Annotated in this window: 15 protein-coding genes, 1 tRNA gene and 1 pseudogene; 7 read left to right on the top strand and 10 right to left on the bottom strand. The window is 67.5% G+C overall.

Translation table 11 applies throughout. From position 1 onward, the window contains the following. The first annotated feature begins 291 nt into the window (after positions 1–291). Together ACIBK4_RS46890 and ACIBK4_RS46885 are read left to right on the top strand one after the other, a co-directional pair. Positions 292–1,524 (top strand): MFS transporter, encoded by a 1,233-nt coding sequence (locus ACIBK4_RS46890; RefSeq protein WP_399005686.1) that lies wholly within the window; start codon positions 292–294, stop codon positions 1,522–1,524. 688 nt (positions 1,525–2,212) lie between these two features. Beyond that, a complete protein-coding gene (locus ACIBK4_RS46885; RefSeq protein ID WP_399005703.1) occupies positions 2,213–3,085 on the top strand; it encodes a menaquinone biosynthetic enzyme MqnA/MqnD family protein in 873 nt (290 codons plus the stop codon). Positions 3,086–3,824: 739 nt separating this feature from the next. Here ACIBK4_RS46885 and ACIBK4_RS46880 read toward each other — a convergent pair. The 3 genes from ACIBK4_RS46880 to ACIBK4_RS46870 form a co-directional block, all read right to left on the bottom strand. Further along, positions 3,825–3,891: transfer RNA gene (locus tag ACIBK4_RS46880), tRNA-Ser, on the bottom strand. A 529-nt stretch (positions 3,892–4,420) separates the two neighbouring features. After that, positions 4,421–7,048, bottom strand: a complete 2,628-nt coding sequence (locus ACIBK4_RS46875; RefSeq protein WP_399005684.1) for a caspase family protein — start codon at positions 7,046–7,048, stop codon at positions 4,421–4,423. After that, the gene (locus ACIBK4_RS46870; RefSeq protein ID WP_399005682.1) at positions 7,035–7,421 is read right to left on the bottom strand and encodes a hypothetical protein; all 387 of its coding nucleotides are present in this window, start codon (positions 7,419–7,421) and stop codon (positions 7,035–7,037) included. Before ACIBK4_RS46870 ends, ACIBK4_RS46875 begins: the two co-directional genes overlap by 14 nt. A 54-nt stretch (positions 7,422–7,475) precedes the next feature. Between ACIBK4_RS46870 and ACIBK4_RS46865 the strand changes: the two genes are divergently transcribed. Together ACIBK4_RS46865 and ACIBK4_RS46860 are read left to right on the top strand one after the other, a co-directional pair. Beyond that, a complete protein-coding gene (locus tag ACIBK4_RS46865) occupies positions 7,476–8,000 on the top strand; it encodes a DUF6444 domain-containing protein (RefSeq protein ID WP_399005680.1) in 525 nt (174 codons plus the stop codon). Positions 8,001–8,576: 576 nt separating this feature from the next. Continuing rightward, entirely contained in the window at positions 8,577–9,335 is a 759-nt protein-coding gene (locus tag ACIBK4_RS46860) for a hypothetical protein (RefSeq protein WP_399005678.1), read from the top strand. A gap of 1,018 nt (positions 9,336–10,353) precedes the next feature. Here the strand turns inward: ACIBK4_RS46860 and ACIBK4_RS46855 are convergent. After that, positions 10,354–11,079: a UPF0158 family protein gene (locus tag ACIBK4_RS46855; RefSeq protein ID WP_399005676.1), complete on the bottom strand. Its 726-nt coding sequence runs from the start codon at positions 11,077–11,079 to the stop codon at positions 10,354–10,356. 277 nt (positions 11,080–11,356) lie between these two features. Between ACIBK4_RS46855 and ACIBK4_RS46850 the strand changes: the two genes are divergently transcribed. Together ACIBK4_RS46850 and ACIBK4_RS46845 are read left to right on the top strand one after the other, a co-directional pair. Then, positions 11,357–13,675 carry an ATP-dependent RecD-like DNA helicase gene (locus ACIBK4_RS46850; RefSeq protein ID WP_399005674.1) on the top strand — a complete coding sequence of 773 codons (2,319 nt, stop codon included), beginning with the start codon at positions 11,357–11,359 and terminating at the stop codon, positions 13,673–13,675. Between the two features lie 423 nt (positions 13,676–14,098). Next, positions 14,099–14,293 (top strand): hypothetical protein, encoded by a 195-nt coding sequence (locus ACIBK4_RS46845; RefSeq protein WP_399005672.1) that lies wholly within the window; start codon positions 14,099–14,101, stop codon positions 14,291–14,293. A 53-nt stretch (positions 14,294–14,346) separates the two neighbouring features. On the opposite strand, the gene ACIBK4_RS46840 is transcribed toward ACIBK4_RS46845, so the two are convergent. Then, positions 14,347–14,685, bottom strand: a complete 339-nt coding sequence (locus ACIBK4_RS46840) for a hypothetical protein (protein WP_399005705.1) — start codon at positions 14,683–14,685, stop codon at positions 14,347–14,349. Here ACIBK4_RS46840 and ACIBK4_RS46835 point away from each other — a divergent pair. Continuing rightward, on the top strand, positions 14,593–14,889 hold the full coding sequence (locus tag ACIBK4_RS46835) for a DUF6907 domain-containing protein (protein ID WP_399005701.1): 297 nt from the start codon (positions 14,593–14,595) through the stop codon (positions 14,887–14,889). The two genes, ACIBK4_RS46840 and ACIBK4_RS46835, sit on opposite strands and share 93 nt — an antisense overlap. A 23-nt stretch (positions 14,890–14,912) precedes the next feature. Here ACIBK4_RS46835 and ACIBK4_RS46830 read toward each other — a convergent pair. From ACIBK4_RS46830 to ACIBK4_RS46810, 5 genes and pseudogenes are all read right to left on the bottom strand, one after another. Beyond that, positions 14,913–15,668, bottom strand: a pseudogene (locus tag ACIBK4_RS46830) (amino acid permease); the annotation flags it as partial. Positions 15,669–15,846: 178 nt separating this feature from the next. Further along, entirely contained in the window at positions 15,847–16,848 is a 1,002-nt protein-coding gene (locus tag ACIBK4_RS46825; RefSeq protein WP_399005670.1) for a hypothetical protein, read from the bottom strand. Between the two features lie 213 nt (positions 16,849–17,061). Continuing rightward, entirely contained in the window at positions 17,062–17,256 is a 195-nt protein-coding gene (locus ACIBK4_RS46820) for a hypothetical protein (RefSeq protein WP_399005668.1), read from the bottom strand. Further along, positions 17,256–17,696: a hypothetical protein gene (locus ACIBK4_RS46815; protein ID WP_399005666.1), complete on the bottom strand. Its 441-nt coding sequence runs from the start codon at positions 17,694–17,696 to the stop codon at positions 17,256–17,258. Before ACIBK4_RS46815 ends, ACIBK4_RS46820 begins: the two co-directional genes overlap by 1 nt. A gap of 109 nt (positions 17,697–17,805) precedes the next feature. Then, positions 17,806–19,044, bottom strand: coding sequence for a helix-turn-helix domain-containing protein (locus ACIBK4_RS46810; RefSeq protein ID WP_399005664.1), 1,239 nt, complete (start codon positions 19,042–19,044; stop codon positions 17,806–17,808). Positions 19,045–19,098: the final 54 nt, after the last annotated feature.

Genomic DNA, 19,098 nt, shown 5'->3' with positions numbered 1-19,098 from the left:
ACAAAACCGCCGGCATCACCGAATTCATCTTCTCCGGCTGGCCCACCCGCAACGAAATGCACACCTTCTTCACCCACGTCGCCCCCCTCATCCGCAGTCTTGAGGCAACAGAAACCCCCTGACCGGGCAACAGAAACCCCTGCGCCGCCCGCACCGCAGCCAGGCCACCGCGCCACCCCGCGAAAGAAGCGGCCGAGCCCCCACCCGGACCAGCCCGCTCGCTCGCTCACGGCACACGAACAGCCATGGAGGAGCAACCATGCACATCGCCGACCCGACCGGCACCGCCTGATGTCCACGCCACCCAAGACATGGGCGCGCCGGACCAAAGGCTCCGGGGCGCCCTCGAACGACGGGGCCAGGCTGCTCGGCCCTCTGACGCTGATCAACACCTTCGGCAACGGTCTGTTCCGGGTGAACAGTGCGCTGTTCTTCACGCACGTCGGGGACATGACGGCGGCCCAGTTCGGCACAGGACTGGCTGTCGGCGGCGCCTGCGGCGTCCTCGCGTCCGTGCCGATCGGCTGGGCCGCCGACCGCTGGGGCGCCCCTCGCGTACTGATGATCCTTTGGCTCGCGGAGGCCGTGGGGATCCTGGGTTATACGCAGGTCCATTCGTTCTGGCTGTTCCTCATGCTGATCTGCCCGATCACCGCGCTGGATCGCGGGGCGGTGGTCGCGTACCGGGCACTGCTGGCGAAAGCGCTGCCACCGGACAACGTGGTTCAGGCACGGGCGAAGCTTCGAGCGCTGAGCAACGTCGGGGTCGGGCTCGGCGCGGGCGTCGGCGGCATCGCGCTCGCCGTGAACACGTCCACCGCCTACTTCGCCGTCATCGTCGTCGACTGTCTGACCTTCATCGTCGCGGCGGCCATGCTGGCCCGCCTTCCGATCGCCTGGGCGACCACCGCCGTAGTCACCGAGCATGGTCATCGAAGCCTGGGCGTGCTGCGAGATCGGCGTTACATCCTCTTCAGTGCGATATGCGCGGTCCTGGCGCTCCAGTTCGGCATCTTCGAAGTCGGCCTGCCGCTGTGGGTGGTCCGCGATACGACCGCGCCGCGGGCGATCGTTGCCGTGGCCCTCGTGATGAACACAGCCCTCGTCGCCTTGCTCCAGGTTCGCCTGAGCAAGGGCAGCGAGAACATCGTCGGCGCGGCCCGGCTCGGCGAGCGCGCCGGATGGCTGCTGGCCGTGGGCTGCGCGGTCTTCGTCGTGTCACGGTCCGGGTCGGCGATCTCGGCGACGGTCCTGGTCCTGGGCGCGGCACTGCTCATGACGATCGCCGAGGTGTACTTCGCGGCCTCAAGCACCGCGCTGAGCTACGACCTCGCACCCGACAGCCAAGCCGGCGCCTACCAGGGCCTGTTCCAATCGGGGACGTCCATAGCGACATCCCTCGCACCGGTCGTGATGACAAGCGGCGTACTGCCGTTCCCGGTATGGGGCTGGCTGACCCTCGGCGCGGTGTTCGCCCTCTCCGGGACCTCACTCCGCTGGATCGTCCGGGAGCGTGGTCACTGATTCCCGGCTCGTGTCGGATCGTAGGCCGCCGGTTCTTCGACCCAACTGGCCGCCCCGGGCCGGGTGTTGAGAGTCCGGGCATGCCGACGGGACAGGCGGGGCGGCGCGGCCTACCCTCCCGCGAGCCTGGGGTTCGTACGACGCCACCGTGCCGTCTTGAACCCGCTGCTCGTGCGGGTGTTGTCGCTGTGCGGCCGACGTGACCCGGTCGATCCTTCGGCGGTGGCCGTGGCCGGACCCCCGTTGGAGGCGAACGCCGCGCGCGACGCCGACCAGCGGCTCCAGCGCTGGAGGAGACCATCTCCCCGTGCGAGAAGGAGATCCACGCGCTGATGGAGGACGCCGCCGACCACGCGCTGAGCGTCGAGGCCGATGGCCGGGCAGGACAGGACAGGACAGGACGGGGTGATGGCGAGGGCGCGTGCGACAGCCGGCCTCGCTCGTCCCGGCTGTACGACCGGCTCGCCCGGACCCACTCGGCCAGGGGCGGACTGCGTGAACGGGCCGTGCCTTCCCCCCTCCCCCCGAGATCCGGATCAAGCTCGCACCGGGCCCCGTACGAACTGACGCGGTTCTCAGACGTTCCGCCGTCTCGGCCTCGCGCGCCATTGCCCCAGACGTCACAACCCGACCGCCCAACAGGCACCAGTCCCTTCAGGATCTGACGTACTAGCCTGTGGACGTGGATATTTCACACGTAGCCCGCGTCCCGCATGAAGCGGAGAAGCGTCCCCGGGTCGGACACATCCAGTTCCTCAACTGCCTGCCGATCTACTGGGGGCTTGCCCGCACCGGCACCTTGCTCGACATGGAGTTGACCAAGGACACGCCGGACCGGCTGAGCGGTCTGCTGGTCGACGGGACCTTGGACATCGGTCCGATCGCCTGCATGGAGTACCTCAAGCATGCCGACGACCTGGTGCTGCTCCCGGACATCGCGGTGGGCAGCGACGGCGCGGTGACCTCCTGCCTGATCGTCAGCCAGGTCCCCCTGCGCGAGCTGGACGGGCGCCGGGTCGCCCTGGGATCCACCTCGCGCTCGTCGGTACGCCTGGCTCGACTGCTGCTGGAGGAACGGGAAGGGGTCCGCCCCGAGTACTTCACCTGCCCGCCCGACCTGCCGGTGATGATGCAGGACGCGGACGCCGCGGTCGTCATCGGTGACGTCGCGCTGCGCGCCTACCTCCACCAGGCCGAGGATCTGGGACTGCGGGTGTACGACCTGGGCGAGATGTGGAAGGCGTGGACCGGTCTGCCGTTCGTTTTCGCGGCCTGGGCCGTCCGCAAGGACTACTTGGAGCGGAACCCTCGCATCGTGCGCGAGGTGCACCGGGCCTTCCTGGAGTCCCGGGACCTCTCCATGGCCGAAGTCGACAAGGTGTGCGAGCAGGCCGCCCGCTGGGAGGCGTTCGACGAACAGACGTTGCGCCGCTACTACACCGAAGCTCTGGACTTCTCCTTCGGCGAACGCCAGTTGGCGGGCGTCCGCGAGTTCGCCCGCAGGGTCGCCGCGGACTCCGGATTCGACCCTGAGCTGGAGATCTCGGTCCTCCAGCCGTAGCGGAGCGGCTGCTCGGTACGCCATCGGCGGCCGTCGCGGCGATGTCCCACAAGGCCTTCATCGAGCCGGCGCACACGATCGGGCAACAGGTGCTCGACGTCGGCGGAGCAGCTTCCCTGTACGAGTTCGGCTGGGCACCGGCAGGCAGAAAGGGGCCTCGGCGCCGTGCACGACACCGAGATGCCCTTCCTGCTGGGGACGCAGGAGGCGTGCGTCGGCAGCCCGGTGCTGGGCAGCACCGACTGGGCCACCGTCGGGGCCAAAGGCAAGCCCCTTCAGCAGAGTTGGGCACATTTCGCGCGGTACGGGTCACCGAGTACCGCCGAAGTCAAATGCCCTCTCGGTGGAGTGGCGACGAGATGTCCGTCCAAAGGATCAATCAGGCACCGTCGCCGCGTCGGTTCGAGGGTGGGGTGGAACCGGTCGGCCGGACCGGAGTTGCGGCTGCACCAGGCCGCATCCAGGCCGGGTTCCTCCGTCTCGTGGCCGATCCGGCAGCGCAGCCATATCGAGCCGTCGCGCACGCAGAAGACGACCCAGCCCCGGTACACCGCCCACTCAGCGCACGTACGAACCTCGCCGCCGATGACGAGCGCCTGCCCGCCCCCGAACCGGCGCCGGAACCCCCAACTGAGACCAGAACCGAGACTGGAGACTGCCGCGCGGCTCGCTCCCGTGGCCGCCGCCGCATCCGGCAAAAGCCCCTGGTCACGGCGAGTGAGTCCTGAGGCTTCCACAGAGCCGCCTTCGGGATTCGAACCCGAGACCTTCGCATTACGAGACCACGGGCGATCATGCCGCTTGGCGCCTCGTCGTGCTGCCCTGTGTCGTTTTCCCTGATCAGAGCACATGCAGCAGGTTGACCTGTACCACCACGTGATGCACGGTCCAAAGGCGTCTGTCCACCGGCCGTCCACCGGTGGGGCTCCCACCGGCGCGCGAGCGGGGCTGCCTCTGGGCTGCAGCGATGCCGTCGACCGGTCGGAGAGACGCGTGGAGGTCGCTGTAGAACCTCTACAAGCCATCCGTCAGCGAATTTCTCCACAACCCGACCCACATCATCGAGCACTCCGACGGCGAGATCCGGCAACAGTCCGAAGCCGCCTACATCGGCCGCCCGATCGGCGGTGCTGCGACAGTGAACGACGAGGCTGACGGGGTGCGTTGGCCCGTACCGAAGAACTGGACGGCCTCGACATCCACACCGGCATGCGCGAGCAGGTCGGCCACTACCTCTCAGGGAACCATCCCTACCTGGGCTGACCGATGTCTACGGGAGACCCTGGCCCGCACCGCCCTGCCAGTGGCAGCCATCAGTCGCCGCTTCACCGTCCTTCAGGACTGAGCACGAAACGGGTTCCAGCGGCTGGTTTTTAGGGGTGTTGAAGGCGGCGCGGAAGGGCGCGCGGGAGGGAGAGGTTCTGTCGTGGGGACTGGCTCCTGCCCCTTGGACAACGTGCGAGCGTACTCGGCATAGGCGCCCAGGTCCGCGTCGTCCAGTGTCCTGATCAGTGCCCGGAACGACTCGGCGGTCTTCCATCGAGCCGTGTCACGGATCAGAGCATGCGCGCAGCCGGTGAGCGAGGCCTGATGCAGGGCGGTGAGGCACTCGAGCATGGGACGTGTTCGCATAAGGCTGGTATCGCCATGGAGCGCCGGCTCCACGTAGGCGTCGAGTCCGGCGGCGCACAGTGCGGACATGGCGTCCACGCGTTGCTGCAGAGGATGTCCGGTCACGTGTGCCCGTATGGCCTCCTTGTCCTTCTGGTCCAACGAGAGTGTGCTGTCGTCACCTCGGCCTTGACGGAGGTAGATGCGGAGGATGAGTGCTTCCATCGAGGCGCCGTCGTCCGGGACTGCTTCGAAGTCGGCCAGCCGCTGCGCCGCCGTGGTGGCGTCGACCCGGGCCAGGTGGCGCAGCAGCCCGGCCGCCGCATGGTGATGGTGGTGTTCGCGCAGCGTGTGAAGGCTGCTGAGCAGTTCTTCGGTGGGGGCCAGCGCGATCGGGGTGAGAAGGTCGTCGTGGGCGTGGCCCCGGGCGTGCAGTGCCTGCAGCAGGGCCGCCCGGTCGCCCGGTGAACGAGCGGCTGTCGCATTCAGCAGCCGATCGCGGTCGCGTGTCCGGCCGTGCTGTTCGAGCCAGCACCAGAGTTCGGCGACATCCGCGATGGGCCGGTCGGCGACGTCGGTCAGCAGCCGGTTGCCGTCCACCGGGCGCCCCGCCTCGCGGAGGGCGTCGATGAATTCGCTGATCCGCTCGATCGGGCCGAGGGAAGCGGCCTGACGCAGCAGATACAGGACAGCCGATTCATGGCCGGCCGCACGCAGGGAGTCGCCCAGCGCGATGGTGTCCGCGGTGGTGAGCCCGGTCGCCGACCATCTCAGTACGGACTGGGCCCGGGATTCCATGCCCATGGACCACAGCACCTCGCAGAAGTCCTGTACCTGCGGGGGCGTGGTGGTTGCCCGGACCGTTTCGCGCAGGAGTTCGTCGGCTGCTTGCGGGTGGTCGGCCTGGTCCATGGCCTGCAATACACGCACGATGTCCGCTGTCGGTCTGCGGGAGACGACAGCGGCGGACTGCCGATACAGCTCGAACGCCTTCTCCTTCTGGCCCATCACCAGCAGCGCGTCCGCCAGCCGGGCGGTCTCTTCCAAGGATGACGTCGTCGCTGCCTTCAGTACCCGGTCGGCGTCCGCACCCATCTCCGCCGACCACAACGCGCCCGCCAGGTCCAGGATCTGCTCGGTCGTACGCAGCCTGTCGATCGCCGCGTTCATCAGCCATTCGGTTTCCGTCACACGCTGAGCAGAGCGCAACGCCTTCACGACCGCGGCGACTTCGTCCCCCGCGCACTCCGCCCTGGCACCCAGTAGCTGATCGACGTCCTCGCTGTTGTCCATGGCGTGGAGGGCGTCGACGAGTTCGACGATGTCCTGTGCCCTGCGTCCGGACGCGGCCAGCAGCACGATGTCAGCGTCCTGTGTTCGCGTTCCGCCGCGCAGCAGCCACACCAGAGCCGCGACTTCCTGTGCCGGCCGCAACTGGGCAGCGAGGGAGAGCAGTTCGTCCGCCAGCGCGGTGTCCGCGGGGTCCTCGCCCTCCCGCAGCCGGGTGGCGTGGGCGATGATGGCGCGCGGCTGGTTCCGAAGCGCGGCCCTCAGTCGTTCCGGGATACGGTCCTCGGGAGTCTCACGAGCCGTCGTCCGGTCCTGCAACCTGACGCTGTAGCGATTGCGGGCGAACGCGAGGGTCCGTCCCGCGTTGCTCAGCCGCTGTTGCGGCAACGGCCGCCCCTTGGCTCGCAGTTCGCTGTGCAGGTGCTCGTAGATCTTGCCGACTTCCAGTACGTCCCCGCCGTCCGGCGTACCACCGTTCAGGAGGTGCACCAGCTCACCGGTGAAGGCCGTGTACGGCTCTCCGGGCGGCGCCTGGGCCAGCCGGGTGGCCGCGGACGCGGTCAGCAGATAGGAACCGGCGATCCGCGCCTGCTCCGCCATCTCCACCGGCCCGCTCATTCCCCCGGTGATGGCCTGGCCGCTGTAGCAGCAGTCGAGGATCACCACCTTGTTCACGTTCCTGCCCGCGTTGAGGATCTCCCGGCGGATCTCGTCGAAGTTCACCGTGGTGTACGGACGGTCGGGGTCGGAGGACGGCAGGGTGAGAAGCAGCCCGTCGATGTCGGGGTGGGTGAGTCCGTGGCCCGCGTAATAGATGAGCAGGGTGTCCTCGGTACGCCGGGCGGTGTCGTGGATGACGTCGAGGACCTCCGCGGCGGAGGCCGGGTCCGTCACCCGGATGCAGTGCCCCCGGGGCAGACCCCAGACGGTGGAGTCCTCCAGGAGTTCCCCCAGGGCGGAGATGTTGTTCTTCACCGCCGGGAGGTCCTCCAGCTTGTCGCTGGCGAAGGTCGACGAACCGATGAGCACGGCGTAGGAGCCCGAGGGGTCAGCCAGTTCCATCGGCACCGCCAGGCTCCCGCCCCGACACACCGGCCTCGTCCGGCGCCGACAGTGCCTCGACCAGCCGCCGCACTGTCTCCGGCTCCGCGTTCTCCAGCGTGATCGTCACCCCGTCCGAGGGCCGGGCGAAGGTGAACCTGGCCGCACTCCGGCAGCGCGCGCTGCGCCAACTCGCGTACGCGAGGGCCAGGTTGCCCACCGCCACGGCCTGGGTGACGATCACGTCGACGAACTCCAGACCACCCATGCCACCGGGCGTGGGATCGCTGTCCAACCGGACCTCGTCCGGTCCGTCATCGTCGTCACGAAGCCAGCGGTACAGATCCTTCAGTTCGGAGCCGTCTCCGTCCGACATTCTGATCTGAAGTCGCATTCCACCCCCATCCACAGCGCTCAGCCTCCTCGCGCCGAGCACGCTCCCAGCGGGATGTTTGCACACCGGGAGCCGACAAGGGGGAGATACGGCTTCCTTCCGATTCTCCCGGGTTCGACGACTGGTGGGCATACGGGGGCTGATCGATGGCTGATGACTGCTCAGGTCCTTGTTCGACCTGCGGGTTATCGTGTCGTTGGTCTGCCTGTGGCACTCGCGAAGCGTCAGCCGTCGTACGACGACGACCTTGTGAGGGTGATCGCGGATCTGCAGCGGGACGCGGCCCGGCGCAGGAGCGACAATGTCGAGCTGCGGGCGAAGAACGCCGAGTTGAGGCGCCTCTTGGCTCAGGATTCCTTGAGCTCTTCGAAGCCGCCGTCGTCGGACAGTCCATTTCGCAAGCCCGCGCCGCGCTCGCAGCGCGACGCCTCGGGCCGTCCCATGCCCGGCCTGCGAAGTTCCACAGCTGCCGCCGCACCGGGTGGCGGCGGAGCCCGGTCCAATCGACGAACACGTTCCGCACCAGCGTCGATTCCCTTGCCAACTCGGACAGTTGACCGATGCTTTGCATGTTGCTGATCCGATGCGCGTTGCCTGCATCAGTCCGCGCGTGTGAACATGACACTTTGTTCACTGGTCGAAAATATCCGCAGTCGAACAAGACATTTCCGGTGGGGGGGGGAAGACGCTGTGGGCGGCGCGGAGCCGACGGAATCGGCGGGGGCAACGAACGAGACCGAGCCCCAGTCGCCCAGGTCGGCGCTTGCGGACATCGCGGATCAGACGCTTCTGTGCACGGGCCACGCGTCGGCGTCCCTTGCCGAGGTTCTCCCTGTACCGCGACCACCCTCGGACAACAGCAAGTTCGCCATCGCAAAGTCATCCTCGGTGGTGACAGCCACGGCGACCGGCATGGTATCGGCCGGTCCGGAATCCGCACCCTCAGTCGCAGCCGCACTGCAGGCTGCCCGGTCAGAGGTGCCGCCACGGCGTACGGACCATCGGGCATCAAGGGCCACTCCGGGGCCAACGCGCTCGGCGGCAAGCCCACGGACCCCGGTGCGCCGGTGACTGACGAGGCCATCGTGAAGGGCACGATTCCCGCCAAGGACGGCGGCTTCCAGCCTCCGGCAGTGCGGATCAGATGAGGCAGTGATGACGACGAAACTGAAGTTCAACGGCGGCTGGTGGGCGACCGTGACGGACGAACCACTCCACCTCGTTCCCCGGCTCCTGGGTACTTTCTTGATCGTTTCCCCTTATGCGGACAGGGTGGAACGAGAAAAGTTCCTCGCGGACACGTTCGGCAGCCAGGACTGGCTCTGGGACCTCCCTGACGTGTTCCGCTTCGACCCGAGCGGCCGACAGCTGGTCGGGGCCGAATTCCGGATGCCGGAGGAGTCCGCCTCCGCCGAGGACGCCGCCCGCCTTCCCGTCATGCCCGCAGTACGCCCGGGCGGGCTCCGTGCGGACGAGGTCAAGAACTTCCGGCATGAAATGTGCACGGTTCTGTGCCGTGCCCCCGGCGATACCGTGCTGACCTGTCTGCGCGACCTCGGCGTCCTCGACGAGCCACTGGAGGCCCGCATCGGCATCGCCCCAGACGTAGCGCTCCTTGTCCAGCAGGGCGCAGTCGTCGGCTGGAGCCTGACCGACCCCGCCCGGTACTTGACCCCCGGGCTGGCCGACCCCGATCCCCACCTGCCGTCCGACCCCACCCGTCGACTGCTCACCGAGTGTCTGGACCTGGTCACCACGCCGCTGGTCGATGACCTGGTGGACGGCGAACCGGCAGCCCTGGCCCGCCTCCAGGCGGCCGATGAAGCCCTGCGCAACCAACAAGAGGACCGGCACCGGGCCGATGCCCTGCTCGACCTCATCGCCACCATGGTCGACGACTACGGAAACTGGTGACCGAGTTCGACACGGGGCGTTTCCGTGTCGTGAAGGCGCTGGGGACGAGGTGGCACTCCCCACTGCACATCACCCCATGTTTGGACTTCCGGGACTTCCGTGTGCGCATCGCGATGTACGCAAACGTCGAGGAACGCGGGCGGTTCCTGCGCGATACCTCGGCAGTCAGCCTGGCTGTGGACACCCCCGACAAGCTCAGGTTCGACCAGCACAGTCGTGAACTGATCGGCGCCGAGCTCCAGTTGCCCGACGATCGCATCCAGAGCACCGAACCTGAAGATCTGATCTCGCTCCGAAATGGGACGAGGCCCCCTGGAAACCGCCACCGACGCAGGCGCACCTTCGATTGCCTTGCCTCGATCGGCTACTGCGTGCACTCACGGCCGATCATCGCCAGGACGCCACAGAGGCGACGAGACCCCCCCCCTACGAGCCGAAACGCTCACTGGCGGTCGATCTCAGACCTACGCATTGCGATGCGTAGGTCACAGGTGCCCGATTGGCCCGGATTCCAAGGTCAACCAAAACAAGAAACCCCAGGTCACGGCGAGTGAGTCCTGGGGTCCCTCAGAGCCGCCTTCGGGATTCGAACCCGAGACCTACGCATTACGAGAACACTAGTGATCGTGACGCGAGGTGCCGTTCTGTGCCGCCAGATCTAGTTTTACCTGATCAGAACACATCCGGGGTTCTGCCCCGTGTTGTCTTGTCTATCTGGTCCAAAGGCGTCCGGCCTCCCCGTGGCCTCCCATCGCCGTCACCTGCGCGATCCAGGGACCGCCCCGCTGAGCATGAGGCGCGATTCTCAGCTGAGCACGGTTGGACTGTAGGCATTCAACAAGGCCCGGCTTGGAGCTGCAACTCCGGACAGACGAGGAAGGTGCAGGCGATGGTCGGCTGCGACCATCGCAGCACCCGGGCATGCGCGCACGCTCTAGGCCTCGCACTGTACGGATTAGGGGAGCCTTCGGCTGCGGTACAGCGGTATGAGGGCCACCTCCTCCCGCTCCTACGCGAGTCAGGATCGCACCGTCCACCGCATTACAGGGAGACTCGGGCGATAGCCCTCCTCGGCCAGCCAGGCGCGGGCCCGACCGCGCTGTCGCTCATCGCAGAACCGGTGGTACCGGCGCCAGGAGCGCTGGTCATGAGCGAGGATGTCCTTGAACTGCCGGAAGGCGCCCCGCCCGCCGATGGCGATCCGCAGCTGGTCGGCCAGGGCAGCGCCGCCGAGCCCGTCGATGAACAGCTCCATGTCCCGGTAACCGGCCCGCGAGCGCAGAGCCGGAATCCGCAGCCATCGCTCGGGATCATCCGTCTCCTCGGCCGGGGGCTCAGCCTCCAGCTCCTCACTGAACGCCGGCCAGCACTCCCCAGTAGACAGATCGAGTCGGCCTCCGGACTCAGCCGGATCGCCCTCCAGCAGCATGGCGAGCATCTCCATATCGACTGGAATCGGGCGCAGGAGGGGGACCGCCGCGTCTCCCGTAACCGAGCTCAGCCGCTCCGCCAGCTCCTCATCGCCCTGGAAGCCGCGCCCCTGGAGCGCGCCGAGAAACAAGGTCGCCATCTCCGCGGCCTCCGGCAGTCCTCGCGCTGCCGCTTCCGCCACCCCATCGCCAGCCAGCTGCAGCACTTCACTCGCGGGTCCACGGCGCAACGCGGCAAGCAGAGCCGCCCCGTCCTGTGTGTGGAGCGCGCCGCGCACGACCCGCAGCCCGTCCTCGTCCCATCCCTCAGCCACGACCCCGACCGTAGCGCGCGCTCCCGGGGACGTACGACGGCAAGACCTACCAGCTTCCCGCCGCCCGGCTCCGTACCGCTGTCGGGTCTCACCCGGCACCTGCAAACGGGCCATCTGAATTACACAGTCCCAGTTTCCTGGACCGTCTTGTCGCTCGTTCCGGTGAGCAGAATCCTTCGGCCGTGCGACAGACCGTCGCCTGGAGGTTCATGCTTGCCCTTGCCGCACCACGACCTGGCCTGATCCGACGCTGTACGCATCTTTGGAGACAGAGCACGTGGCACATCAAGTGTCCCTGGAGGCCCCCGATGTGGTCGAGGGCGTCGTGGATCACCTGCTGCACATCAGCTACGACGAGCGCACAGTGCTCCGGCTGGCCGCCACAACCGGCGATGAGGAGACCATCACCGCGCTCGGCAAGGCGCTCTTCGGCGTGCAGCCTGGGGAGAGCCTGCGCCTGCGCGGCACGTGGACCCAACACCCTCGCCACGGAAGACAGTTCACGGTCGAGCAGTGTGAACGGACTATGCCTGCAGACGAACGGGCGATTCGCCTCTATCTCGCCTCCGGCATGATCCGCGGCATCGGCCCGGTCCTCGCCTCCTCGATCGTGGACACATTCGGCGCACAGACACTAAAGGTCATCGACACCGAGCCGCAGCGGCTGCTGGCGGTGCACAACATCGGCGTGATCCGGCTCGGCCGGATCACGGCAGCCTGGCAAGAACAGAAGGCCATCGCCGAGATCATGCTGTTCCTGCAGAACCTGGGGATCACCCCGGGTCTCGCGGTGAAGATCTACACCGCCTACACCGACACCGACGACGATCCGATCGACATCGTGCGCCGTACCCCCTACCGACTGTGCCGGGACGTGCACGGCGTCGGGTTCCACAACGCCGACAAGATCGCGCTCGCCGTGGGCGTACCCAAACACAGCGACGAACGCCTCCAGGCCGCGCTGCTCCACGAACTCGACCAGGCCGGCGGCCAGGGCCACTGCCACCTGCCCGTACGCGTGCTGCTCACCCGCACCCGCCACCTGCTGTCCGACAACGACCCGGCCACCGCCGAAATCCTCGACGACGCGGTCCTGCGCCACGCCTTGGAGGTGCTGCGCGGACAGGGCGAGCTGGTCACCGAGACGTTCCCGCTGCCTGTGATGGACGGCTCCGACACGACGGCGGACACCGAGATCGCCCAGCTCGCGCGCTGGCACCGCGACGAGAACCAGCTCGCCTGGCACGTACGGCGCCTCCTCGGCTCCTCGCCCGCGCTGGCCGAACTCGCCCCATGGAGCGAGCGGTTGACCGAGCTCACCACAGCAGAGACGGCAGGGCTGACAGACGAGCAGTACCAGGCGATCCACACCGCGCTGACCCGGCCAGTATCCGTCCTGACGGGTGGACCGGGCTGCGGCAAGACCCACACGTTGCGCACCCTGGTGGAGGTCGCCGACGAAGCCGGCGCCATCGTCGCGCTTGCCGCTCCGACGGGAAAGGCCGCCAAGCGGCTGGAGGAGACCTGCGGACAGGCTGCGATGACCGTGCACCGCCTGATCCGCCCGCCCGACGGCGACTCTCTCTTCGACCACGCCAGCGTGCTGGAGACCGCGGACGTAGTGATCGTCGACGAGGCGTCCATGCTCGACCTCGCCCTGGCCCGCAAGTTGCTCGCCGCCGTGCGCGACGGCTGCCACCTCCTTTTGGTGGGCGACATCGACCAGCTGCCGAGCGTCGGCCCCGGCCGCGTCCTGCGGGACCTGCTCGATGTCGAGGACATCCCGCGCACCCGGCTCACCAGAATCTTCCGCCAGCACGACGACAGCGCCGCGATCGTGACGAACGCCCACCGCATCCTGCACGGTGAACTCCCGCACAACGACCCCAAGGCGTTCTGGAACCGGCCCGTGCCGGTCGCCGAAGACATCGCCCAGCGTGTAGTCAACCTGGTCTGCGAACTCATGCCCGAACACTTCAAGACCCGGCCGGAGGACATCCAGGTCCTGTGCCCAGGCAAGAAGAACATCGCCGGCATGACAGACCTCAACCTGCGTCTCCAGCAGCGGCTCAACCCACCCGCGCCGAACAAACCCCAGCACTACCACGGCGGGACGGCCTTCCGGCTCGGCGACCGCGTCCAGCAGATCCGCAACAACTCTCACCGAGGCGAGGCGGGCGTCTTCAACGGCAGCAGTGGCACCATCACCGCACTCGACTCCGAAGCCCACCAACTCACCGTCACGTTCACCGACGGTGAGACCGCGACCTATCCCTTCACCGACCTCGATGAACTGGTCCACGCCTACGCCCTGACCGTCCACCGCTCCCAGGGCAGCGAATACCCGTACGTCATCGTCCCCATGATCAACGCGGCCGGGATAATGCTGCTCCAGCGCAACCTGCTCTACACCGCCGTCACCCGCGCCCGCCAAGGCGTCATGCTCATCGGCCAGAGCAAGGCCGTCGAACGAGCCGTCGCCAACAACCACACACAGCGCCGCAACACGACTCTGACCCACCGCATCACCCACGCCGCGCCCACCGTGCCCACCCCGCGCGGCCAGACGCCTATCGGGCAACTCTCCTGGGGCTGAGGACGTCCAGGACGTGGACGAGACCCTCCGCTTCTTCGTCACCGCCGGAGATGCGGGCAGGGCCGCAAAAACCGAGGCTCAGGTATGGAGACCGACATCACGGCTTCGCCTCCCAACAGCCTTGACGCTGCTGATCTGCTCCCTTCGGGACGAAGCTCGCCTTGCTCACGTTGACGCCGTCCCTCGATGGAGGGATGCACCTCTGGATCACTCTTACCCGGGCGACTGCGAGGACAAGACAGAAGCCATCACCCTCATCCGGTGTTCGCGCACCGGGCTGATCCGGGATTCCGTCAACCGCTCCCGCCAGGCACGCAACATGGCAATCGCCAGATAGACAGATCGGACACATGCGTGAACACCAAAGTACAGCCTGAGGTATCAGCGGCTACGCCACACCCGAGCAACCAGCACGTCCCCAGCGTGCCTTCCGACTACTGCTCACTCATCCCCGTCAAGCCGCTGCGCATGGTGGCTGTCATCGGCGGCCTGCCCACAAGTCTGGAGGAGATGGATACCCGGATCCAGCTCACCCACGGCTGCCAGTCCGGCTTCGTCCCCACCGCTAACCTCCACCGCGTCCTGACGAAGTGCAGCGAGGGCGCGGTGCGCGCATGACCACAGCCACGATGACCAACCTCGTCCCCAGCCCCGGCAGCGCCCTCTATTCCCTAACCACCGAGTACAACCTGCAACTGGTGGAGTGGGACACCACCAGCCCCGACGAGTACCTTCGTGGCAAGTTCTACGCCCATTACCTCCTCCCGCGGGATGGTCGCCGCCTCGTCATCGTTCCGGCCGGCCAGGACCCTGACCTGCGCGTGAACGTCGTCCGCAGCCTCATCACCCACCTGGGTAAAGACGCGGCACCGCCCGTCGAACCCCGTCATTACCCGTGGTGCGCTCCTGGAGCCTGCATCGGCCACCGCTACGACGACGGCAAGATCCTCACCGAGCACATCGGTGCCGAACTCCGCCTGCCCGTCCCCGCAGGCATGCGCGTTCACCATGACGAGCTGCTGTCCGCACAACTTGCATCGGACGAGACCCTCGTCGACGAGGCGCCGAACGTATCCTTCAACTCCGGCGGAGAAGGTGTCCTGTTGACCACGGCCGAGTTCGACACCGTGATCGACAACCTTGCCGACTTCCTGGACGGACTCCGCGCCATGCGTGCCAAGATGACCACTCCGCGGGCGGAGGGGGCAGCATGACCACCGACACCCCCAGGGCGGCCGAACAACATGCCGGCGAGCAGTACGAAGCCGACGACCCACGACCAGAAGATCGAGCGGACGATGCCCCGGGCGGCGCTGACCTGCGCGTGCTCGGTCTCCTCGGAGAGGTGGGCGGAGGCGTCGTAGCCGCTGAAGGTGTACTGGGCCAGCAGGAGCCCCAGCAGCCCGACGTAGAGGGGGTTGCTCCAGCCCGTGTGGTTGGTGAACTCGCCGAACACGAAGCTCGCCGGCTGGTGGTGGGAGGGCACGAACGCCAGCGCTCCGACGATGACCGCGACGCCGCCGAGGTGCCACCACACGCTGATCGAGTTCAGGATGCTGACCAGGCGTACGCCGAACAGGTTGAGCATGGCGAGCAGCAGCAGGATGACCGCGAAGATCACCAGCGTGCGTTCCGGGGTGGGCGTGAAACCCCATTGGAGGTTGAGCCAGGCGCCGGCGAAAAGGGCGGTCCCATAGCAGCCGCCGGCCATCCCTCCCATCAATCCGAGCAAATTGAGCCAGCCGGTGCCGTAGCCCCAGCGGGGACCGCCGAGCTTGCTGGCCATGAAGTACAGGGCGCCGGACACCGGATAGGCGGAGGTGACCTCGGCGAGCGCGGCACCGACGATCAGCACCATCAGGCCCACCAGAGCCCAGCCCCACAGCATGACGGCCGGGCCTCCCGTGGTGAGTCCGAAGCCGAAGAGGGTCATGCACCCGGACAGGACGCTGATGATCGAGAAGCTGAGCGCGAAGTTCCCGAACGGACCCATGCGTCGGGTCAGCACGGGTTCGTATCCGAGTTCCCTCAGATACGCGTCATCGGACTTCTGCCGCTGGGCGCGGTGGTGCGGAGCTGAGCGGGACACTGGACGGCCTCCGAAGGAGTGCGAGAAACAGACAGTTAGACAGGTTCATGCCAATCGGCACGGAGTGAGCACCGGCGGTCGATCACGGGTGCGGCCCGTCGCGAGGCATGCGTTTCCGGGCATAGGAGCGGGACTCGGCGCGGGCGCGAAACAGCAGTGCCTCGCCGGGGTCCGCAGTTGCCGCACCGTCGTGCACCGAGGCCCAGGGCTCACGCGCCGCGTAGGGACCCATCGCCTCGAAGACCTCGGCCGCTTCAAGGTATTGATGACCCGCCCACAACGCGTAGGCGAGATGGTTCAGATCGGCCACTGAGCACAGACCGGGAGGCGCCTTCCGGAACCAGTCGTGGAAGGCGTTCTGTGTGTAGCCGAGCGCGGGATCCTCCGCCCACTGCCGTCGCCACAGCGGATCCACTCGGGCCCGACGCTGCTCGATCTGCGCGTACGCGGGCAGAAGCAGCAGTGGCGAGCCGACAGGCCTCTGTCCCGCCACCGACCAACCGAAGTCGACGACCGCCGCCAGGGCAGAGGCCCGCAGACCGTCGAGGGAGAGCAGGAACTGCAGCACGCGGTGGTAGGCCTCACGGTTGTACGGATCACGTTGGTTGACCTCGTAGAGGAGCCCCCACGGACCGCTAGGCAGCATCGGCTCGGCGGACCTCATTCGGTGCTCCTGCCGCAGTTGCCGTGTGTCGACCTGGGCCAGGGCCAGCAGGCACACCCACGGCACGGGGTCGTGGGGCGCACTACGAGCAGCCAGCAGCGCCGCACGCCGCGCCCGTGTCTCGAACTCCAGGGTCCGCGGGTGTTGTTGACGGTGCGCACGGAGCGCCCTCTCGACCGCGACGCGAACAGCCATCAGCTGCGCGTCGTAGCTGTCGGGCTCCTCGGCGAGCCAGACGTCGACCACGTCCGACCGGGCTGCCGCCACGGCCAGTAACTGGGTGCGTGACGTTCGCAAGGTCCAGTGCGTGCCCGTCTTCCACAGCAGTTCCTGCGCGGGCTTCCAGCGTCCCGTCTGAAGCTCGACCAGGGCCACACGCAGGTCGTCGTCATGGCCGGCCGGGTGGTAGACAAGACGCATCAGAGTCCCTCGGCGCGGACCGGGAACCGCCGGCGATCGGGATCGGGGCCGCTCGTACGATGCACGCGGACTGTACGGGGGAACGTGCTCTCCAAGCTGGACGGGAAGGTCATCGGGAGCCTCAGGCAGGTTGGGGGGAAGGGGCCGCGAAGTGGTTGGGGGCGGACCGTCGGCGGAGAAGGGGAAAGGGACTCGGAAGCCGAACCGGGCTCGCTAGAAGCGAATCTGGCCGATCATGTCGGCGACACCGGTCATGAACCGGTTGATGCTCGGGGCCATGGAAGTGCTGGCCAGGAAGAACCCGAAGAACACGCAGACGATCGCGGGTCCGGGTTTCACGGCCTTGCTGCGGATCAGAACGACCACGAGGATGCCGAGCAACAGCACGAAAGAGACGCTCAGAGCCATCAGGAACCCGCTTCCTCCACGGACCCTCGCCGCTCCCGGCGAGCTTGGCTGAGCGCGCGACGCAGAGCATCGGGTCGCGTCAGCGATCGTGGGCCCTGCGGGAAGACGTGCCAGTGCATCCCCGGAGGCGTCATGCTCTCCGCAGACGGCACGACGACGTGGCACTTCCGCCCCAGCGCGACGGTCCCCAGCTCCTCCCAGTGGGCCGCGGTGCCCACGGGAACCAGGAAGTACAGCCGGGGCTCCGGACCCTCGTGGTCCAGGATCACTGGGCCGACCGGTTCGTCACCCTCGCCGAGGATCTCGATCGCGCGTCGGCCCACGGCCTCCACGGCGCGCACGGCGTCCCACCACTCCCCCGCCGAGCACAGCTCGGGCTCCTCGCCGATAGGCATCCAGCGCGGCGGATTCGCGTGGGCCGCGGGATTTTCGTCGGACATGGAAAAGGCCTCCTCACCACTGCGTGTGAGGAGACCATTCCATTCAGCAAGCTGTCCTGCGCGGACAGTCTGTCCGTGGGGTCCGTTCGCCAAGGTCCTTGACAGAAGGTCAGGTTGTGCTAATGCCCGTCCAACTACCGAACGCGGACAGCTCGTTGGAGGGGTGGACGTCCATCCTGAGCAGCGCAGCGGTGGTCTCGCGAACAGACGGGTGGAACCGCGTGTGATTGGGCGCGACCTTCCGGGCGCGCTTGAGGTCCGCGAAGGCACCGTCACGGTCGTTCTCCGCGAGCTTCGCGGAGGCCACGTCAATGAAGTGGTGGCTCGACCGCTCGCCGACAGTCGTGCTGGGCGGGGCCCACTCACCGCCGGGAACCGGAGACCATTCAGCGAGACGAGCGAGGGCCTGCTCGGTGTCACCCGTGTCGATCATCGCGTGCACCTCATGGATGCGGATGTTCGTCGGGCCGAACGACATCTCGTACGCCAGGGAGTCGCGGTTGCCTGCCATGGCCGCGACCTGCTCCGCCTCCCGCAGGTAGTCGTCGGCGCGAGCGGAATCGTTCTCCCGGGCTTCGAGGACAGCCAGCTTCAACAGCAGCGCGCCATCGACCGCGAGCGCGTCCTGCGTGAAGGCGCGTTCGGGCTGGAGCCGCTCCAGTTCGGTCCGCAGCCCGAGGAGCCTGCGGCGTGCCGGCGTGTACGCGCCCTGGCGCAACATGGCTCCCGCGACGAGGTAGCCGGCCGTGAACTGCATCAGCGGATCACCGGAGCGGTCCGCCGCCCAACGGACGCGCTCCAACGCCGTGTTCGACAGGTCGTGGTGCCCCATCTTGTGGGCGAGGGAGTTGACGGCGCGATACGCGCGCGCGAGGTGCCAGAACGCCTTGGCCCGGTCACCGTTTTCGCCGCCGAGGGCGACGTGCGTCAGTTCGGTGATGATCGGCGGCAACAGGGGGCCCATCGGGGCATACCGGGCGTCTCGGCGCAGGGCCGCTACCTGGTCGACCTCCGAGGCGAGCACGGGAAGCGCCCGCGGAGCGATCTCCAGGTCGTCGGGGCTGTCGTAGCAGAGCAGGAGGCGGCGGAGCTCGGGTATGACGGCGTGGACGCCGTCCTCCGCCTCCGGCTCACCGTAATACGGCTGGCCGGTCAGGACCTCGGGGCCGAAGCGCAGGGCCTTGGCGAGAGCCAGCACCAGCGAGGGTGAGGCCTTGCGTGCGCCCGACTCCAACTTCTGCACGTAGCTCGGGGAGACCGCGACTTTCTGTGCCAGTTGAGCGGCGGACAGTTTCCGTGTCCTACGAGCGATACGGAGACGGTCTCCCAGCGTCAGGTTTTCACTCATCGGTGAACCTGTCCCTTCGCGATGAAGCACTTAGATCAGAGTACGGATAATGTC

Origin of the sequence: Streptomyces sp. NPDC050528, from assembly GCF_044457795.1 — a bacterium.
GTDB lineage: Bacteria > Actinomycetota > Actinomycetes > Streptomycetales > Streptomycetaceae > Streptomyces.
The sequence above is the reverse complement of the archived record's forward strand: the minus strand, read 5'-3'. Positions and strand labels throughout refer to the sequence as shown.

What these genes read in the sequence shown, in the direction of transcription:
- ACIBK4_RS46890 (WP_399005686.1), top strand. Translation starts at nt 292, where the DNA reads ATGTCCACGCCACCCAAGACATGGGCGCGCCGGACCAAAGGCTCCGGG.
- ACIBK4_RS46865 (WP_399005680.1), top strand. Translation starts at nt 7,476, where the DNA reads ATGTTTGCACACCGGGAGCCGACAAGGGGGAGATACGGCTTCCTTCCG.
- ACIBK4_RS46840 (WP_399005705.1), bottom strand. Translation starts at nt 14,685, where the DNA reads ATGGTGAACGCGCATGCCTGCGGGGACGGGCAGGCGGAGTTCGGCACC.
- ACIBK4_RS46875 (WP_399005684.1), bottom strand. Translation starts at nt 7,048, where the DNA reads ATGGAACTGGCTGACCCCTCGGGCTCCTACGCCGTGCTCATCGGTTCG.
- ACIBK4_RS46820 (WP_399005668.1), bottom strand. Translation starts at nt 17,256, where the DNA reads ATGGCTCTGAGCGTCTCTTTCGTGCTGTTGCTCGGCATCCTCGTGGTC.
- ACIBK4_RS46825 (WP_399005670.1), bottom strand. Translation starts at nt 16,848, where the DNA reads ATGCGTCTTGTCTACCACCCGGCCGGCCATGACGACGACCTGCGTGTG.
- ACIBK4_RS46815 (WP_399005666.1), bottom strand. Translation starts at nt 17,696, where the DNA reads ATGTCCGACGAAAATCCCGCGGCCCACGCGAATCCGCCGCGCTGGATG.
- ACIBK4_RS46810 (WP_399005664.1), bottom strand. Translation starts at nt 19,044, where the DNA reads ATGAGTGAAAACCTGACGCTGGGAGACCGTCTCCGTATCGCTCGTAGG.
- ACIBK4_RS46870 (WP_399005682.1), bottom strand. Translation starts at nt 7,421, where the DNA reads ATGCGACTTCAGATCAGAATGTCGGACGGAGACGGCTCCGAACTGAAG.
- ACIBK4_RS46860 (WP_399005678.1), top strand. Translation starts at nt 8,577, where the DNA reads ATGACGACGAAACTGAAGTTCAACGGCGGCTGGTGGGCGACCGTGACG.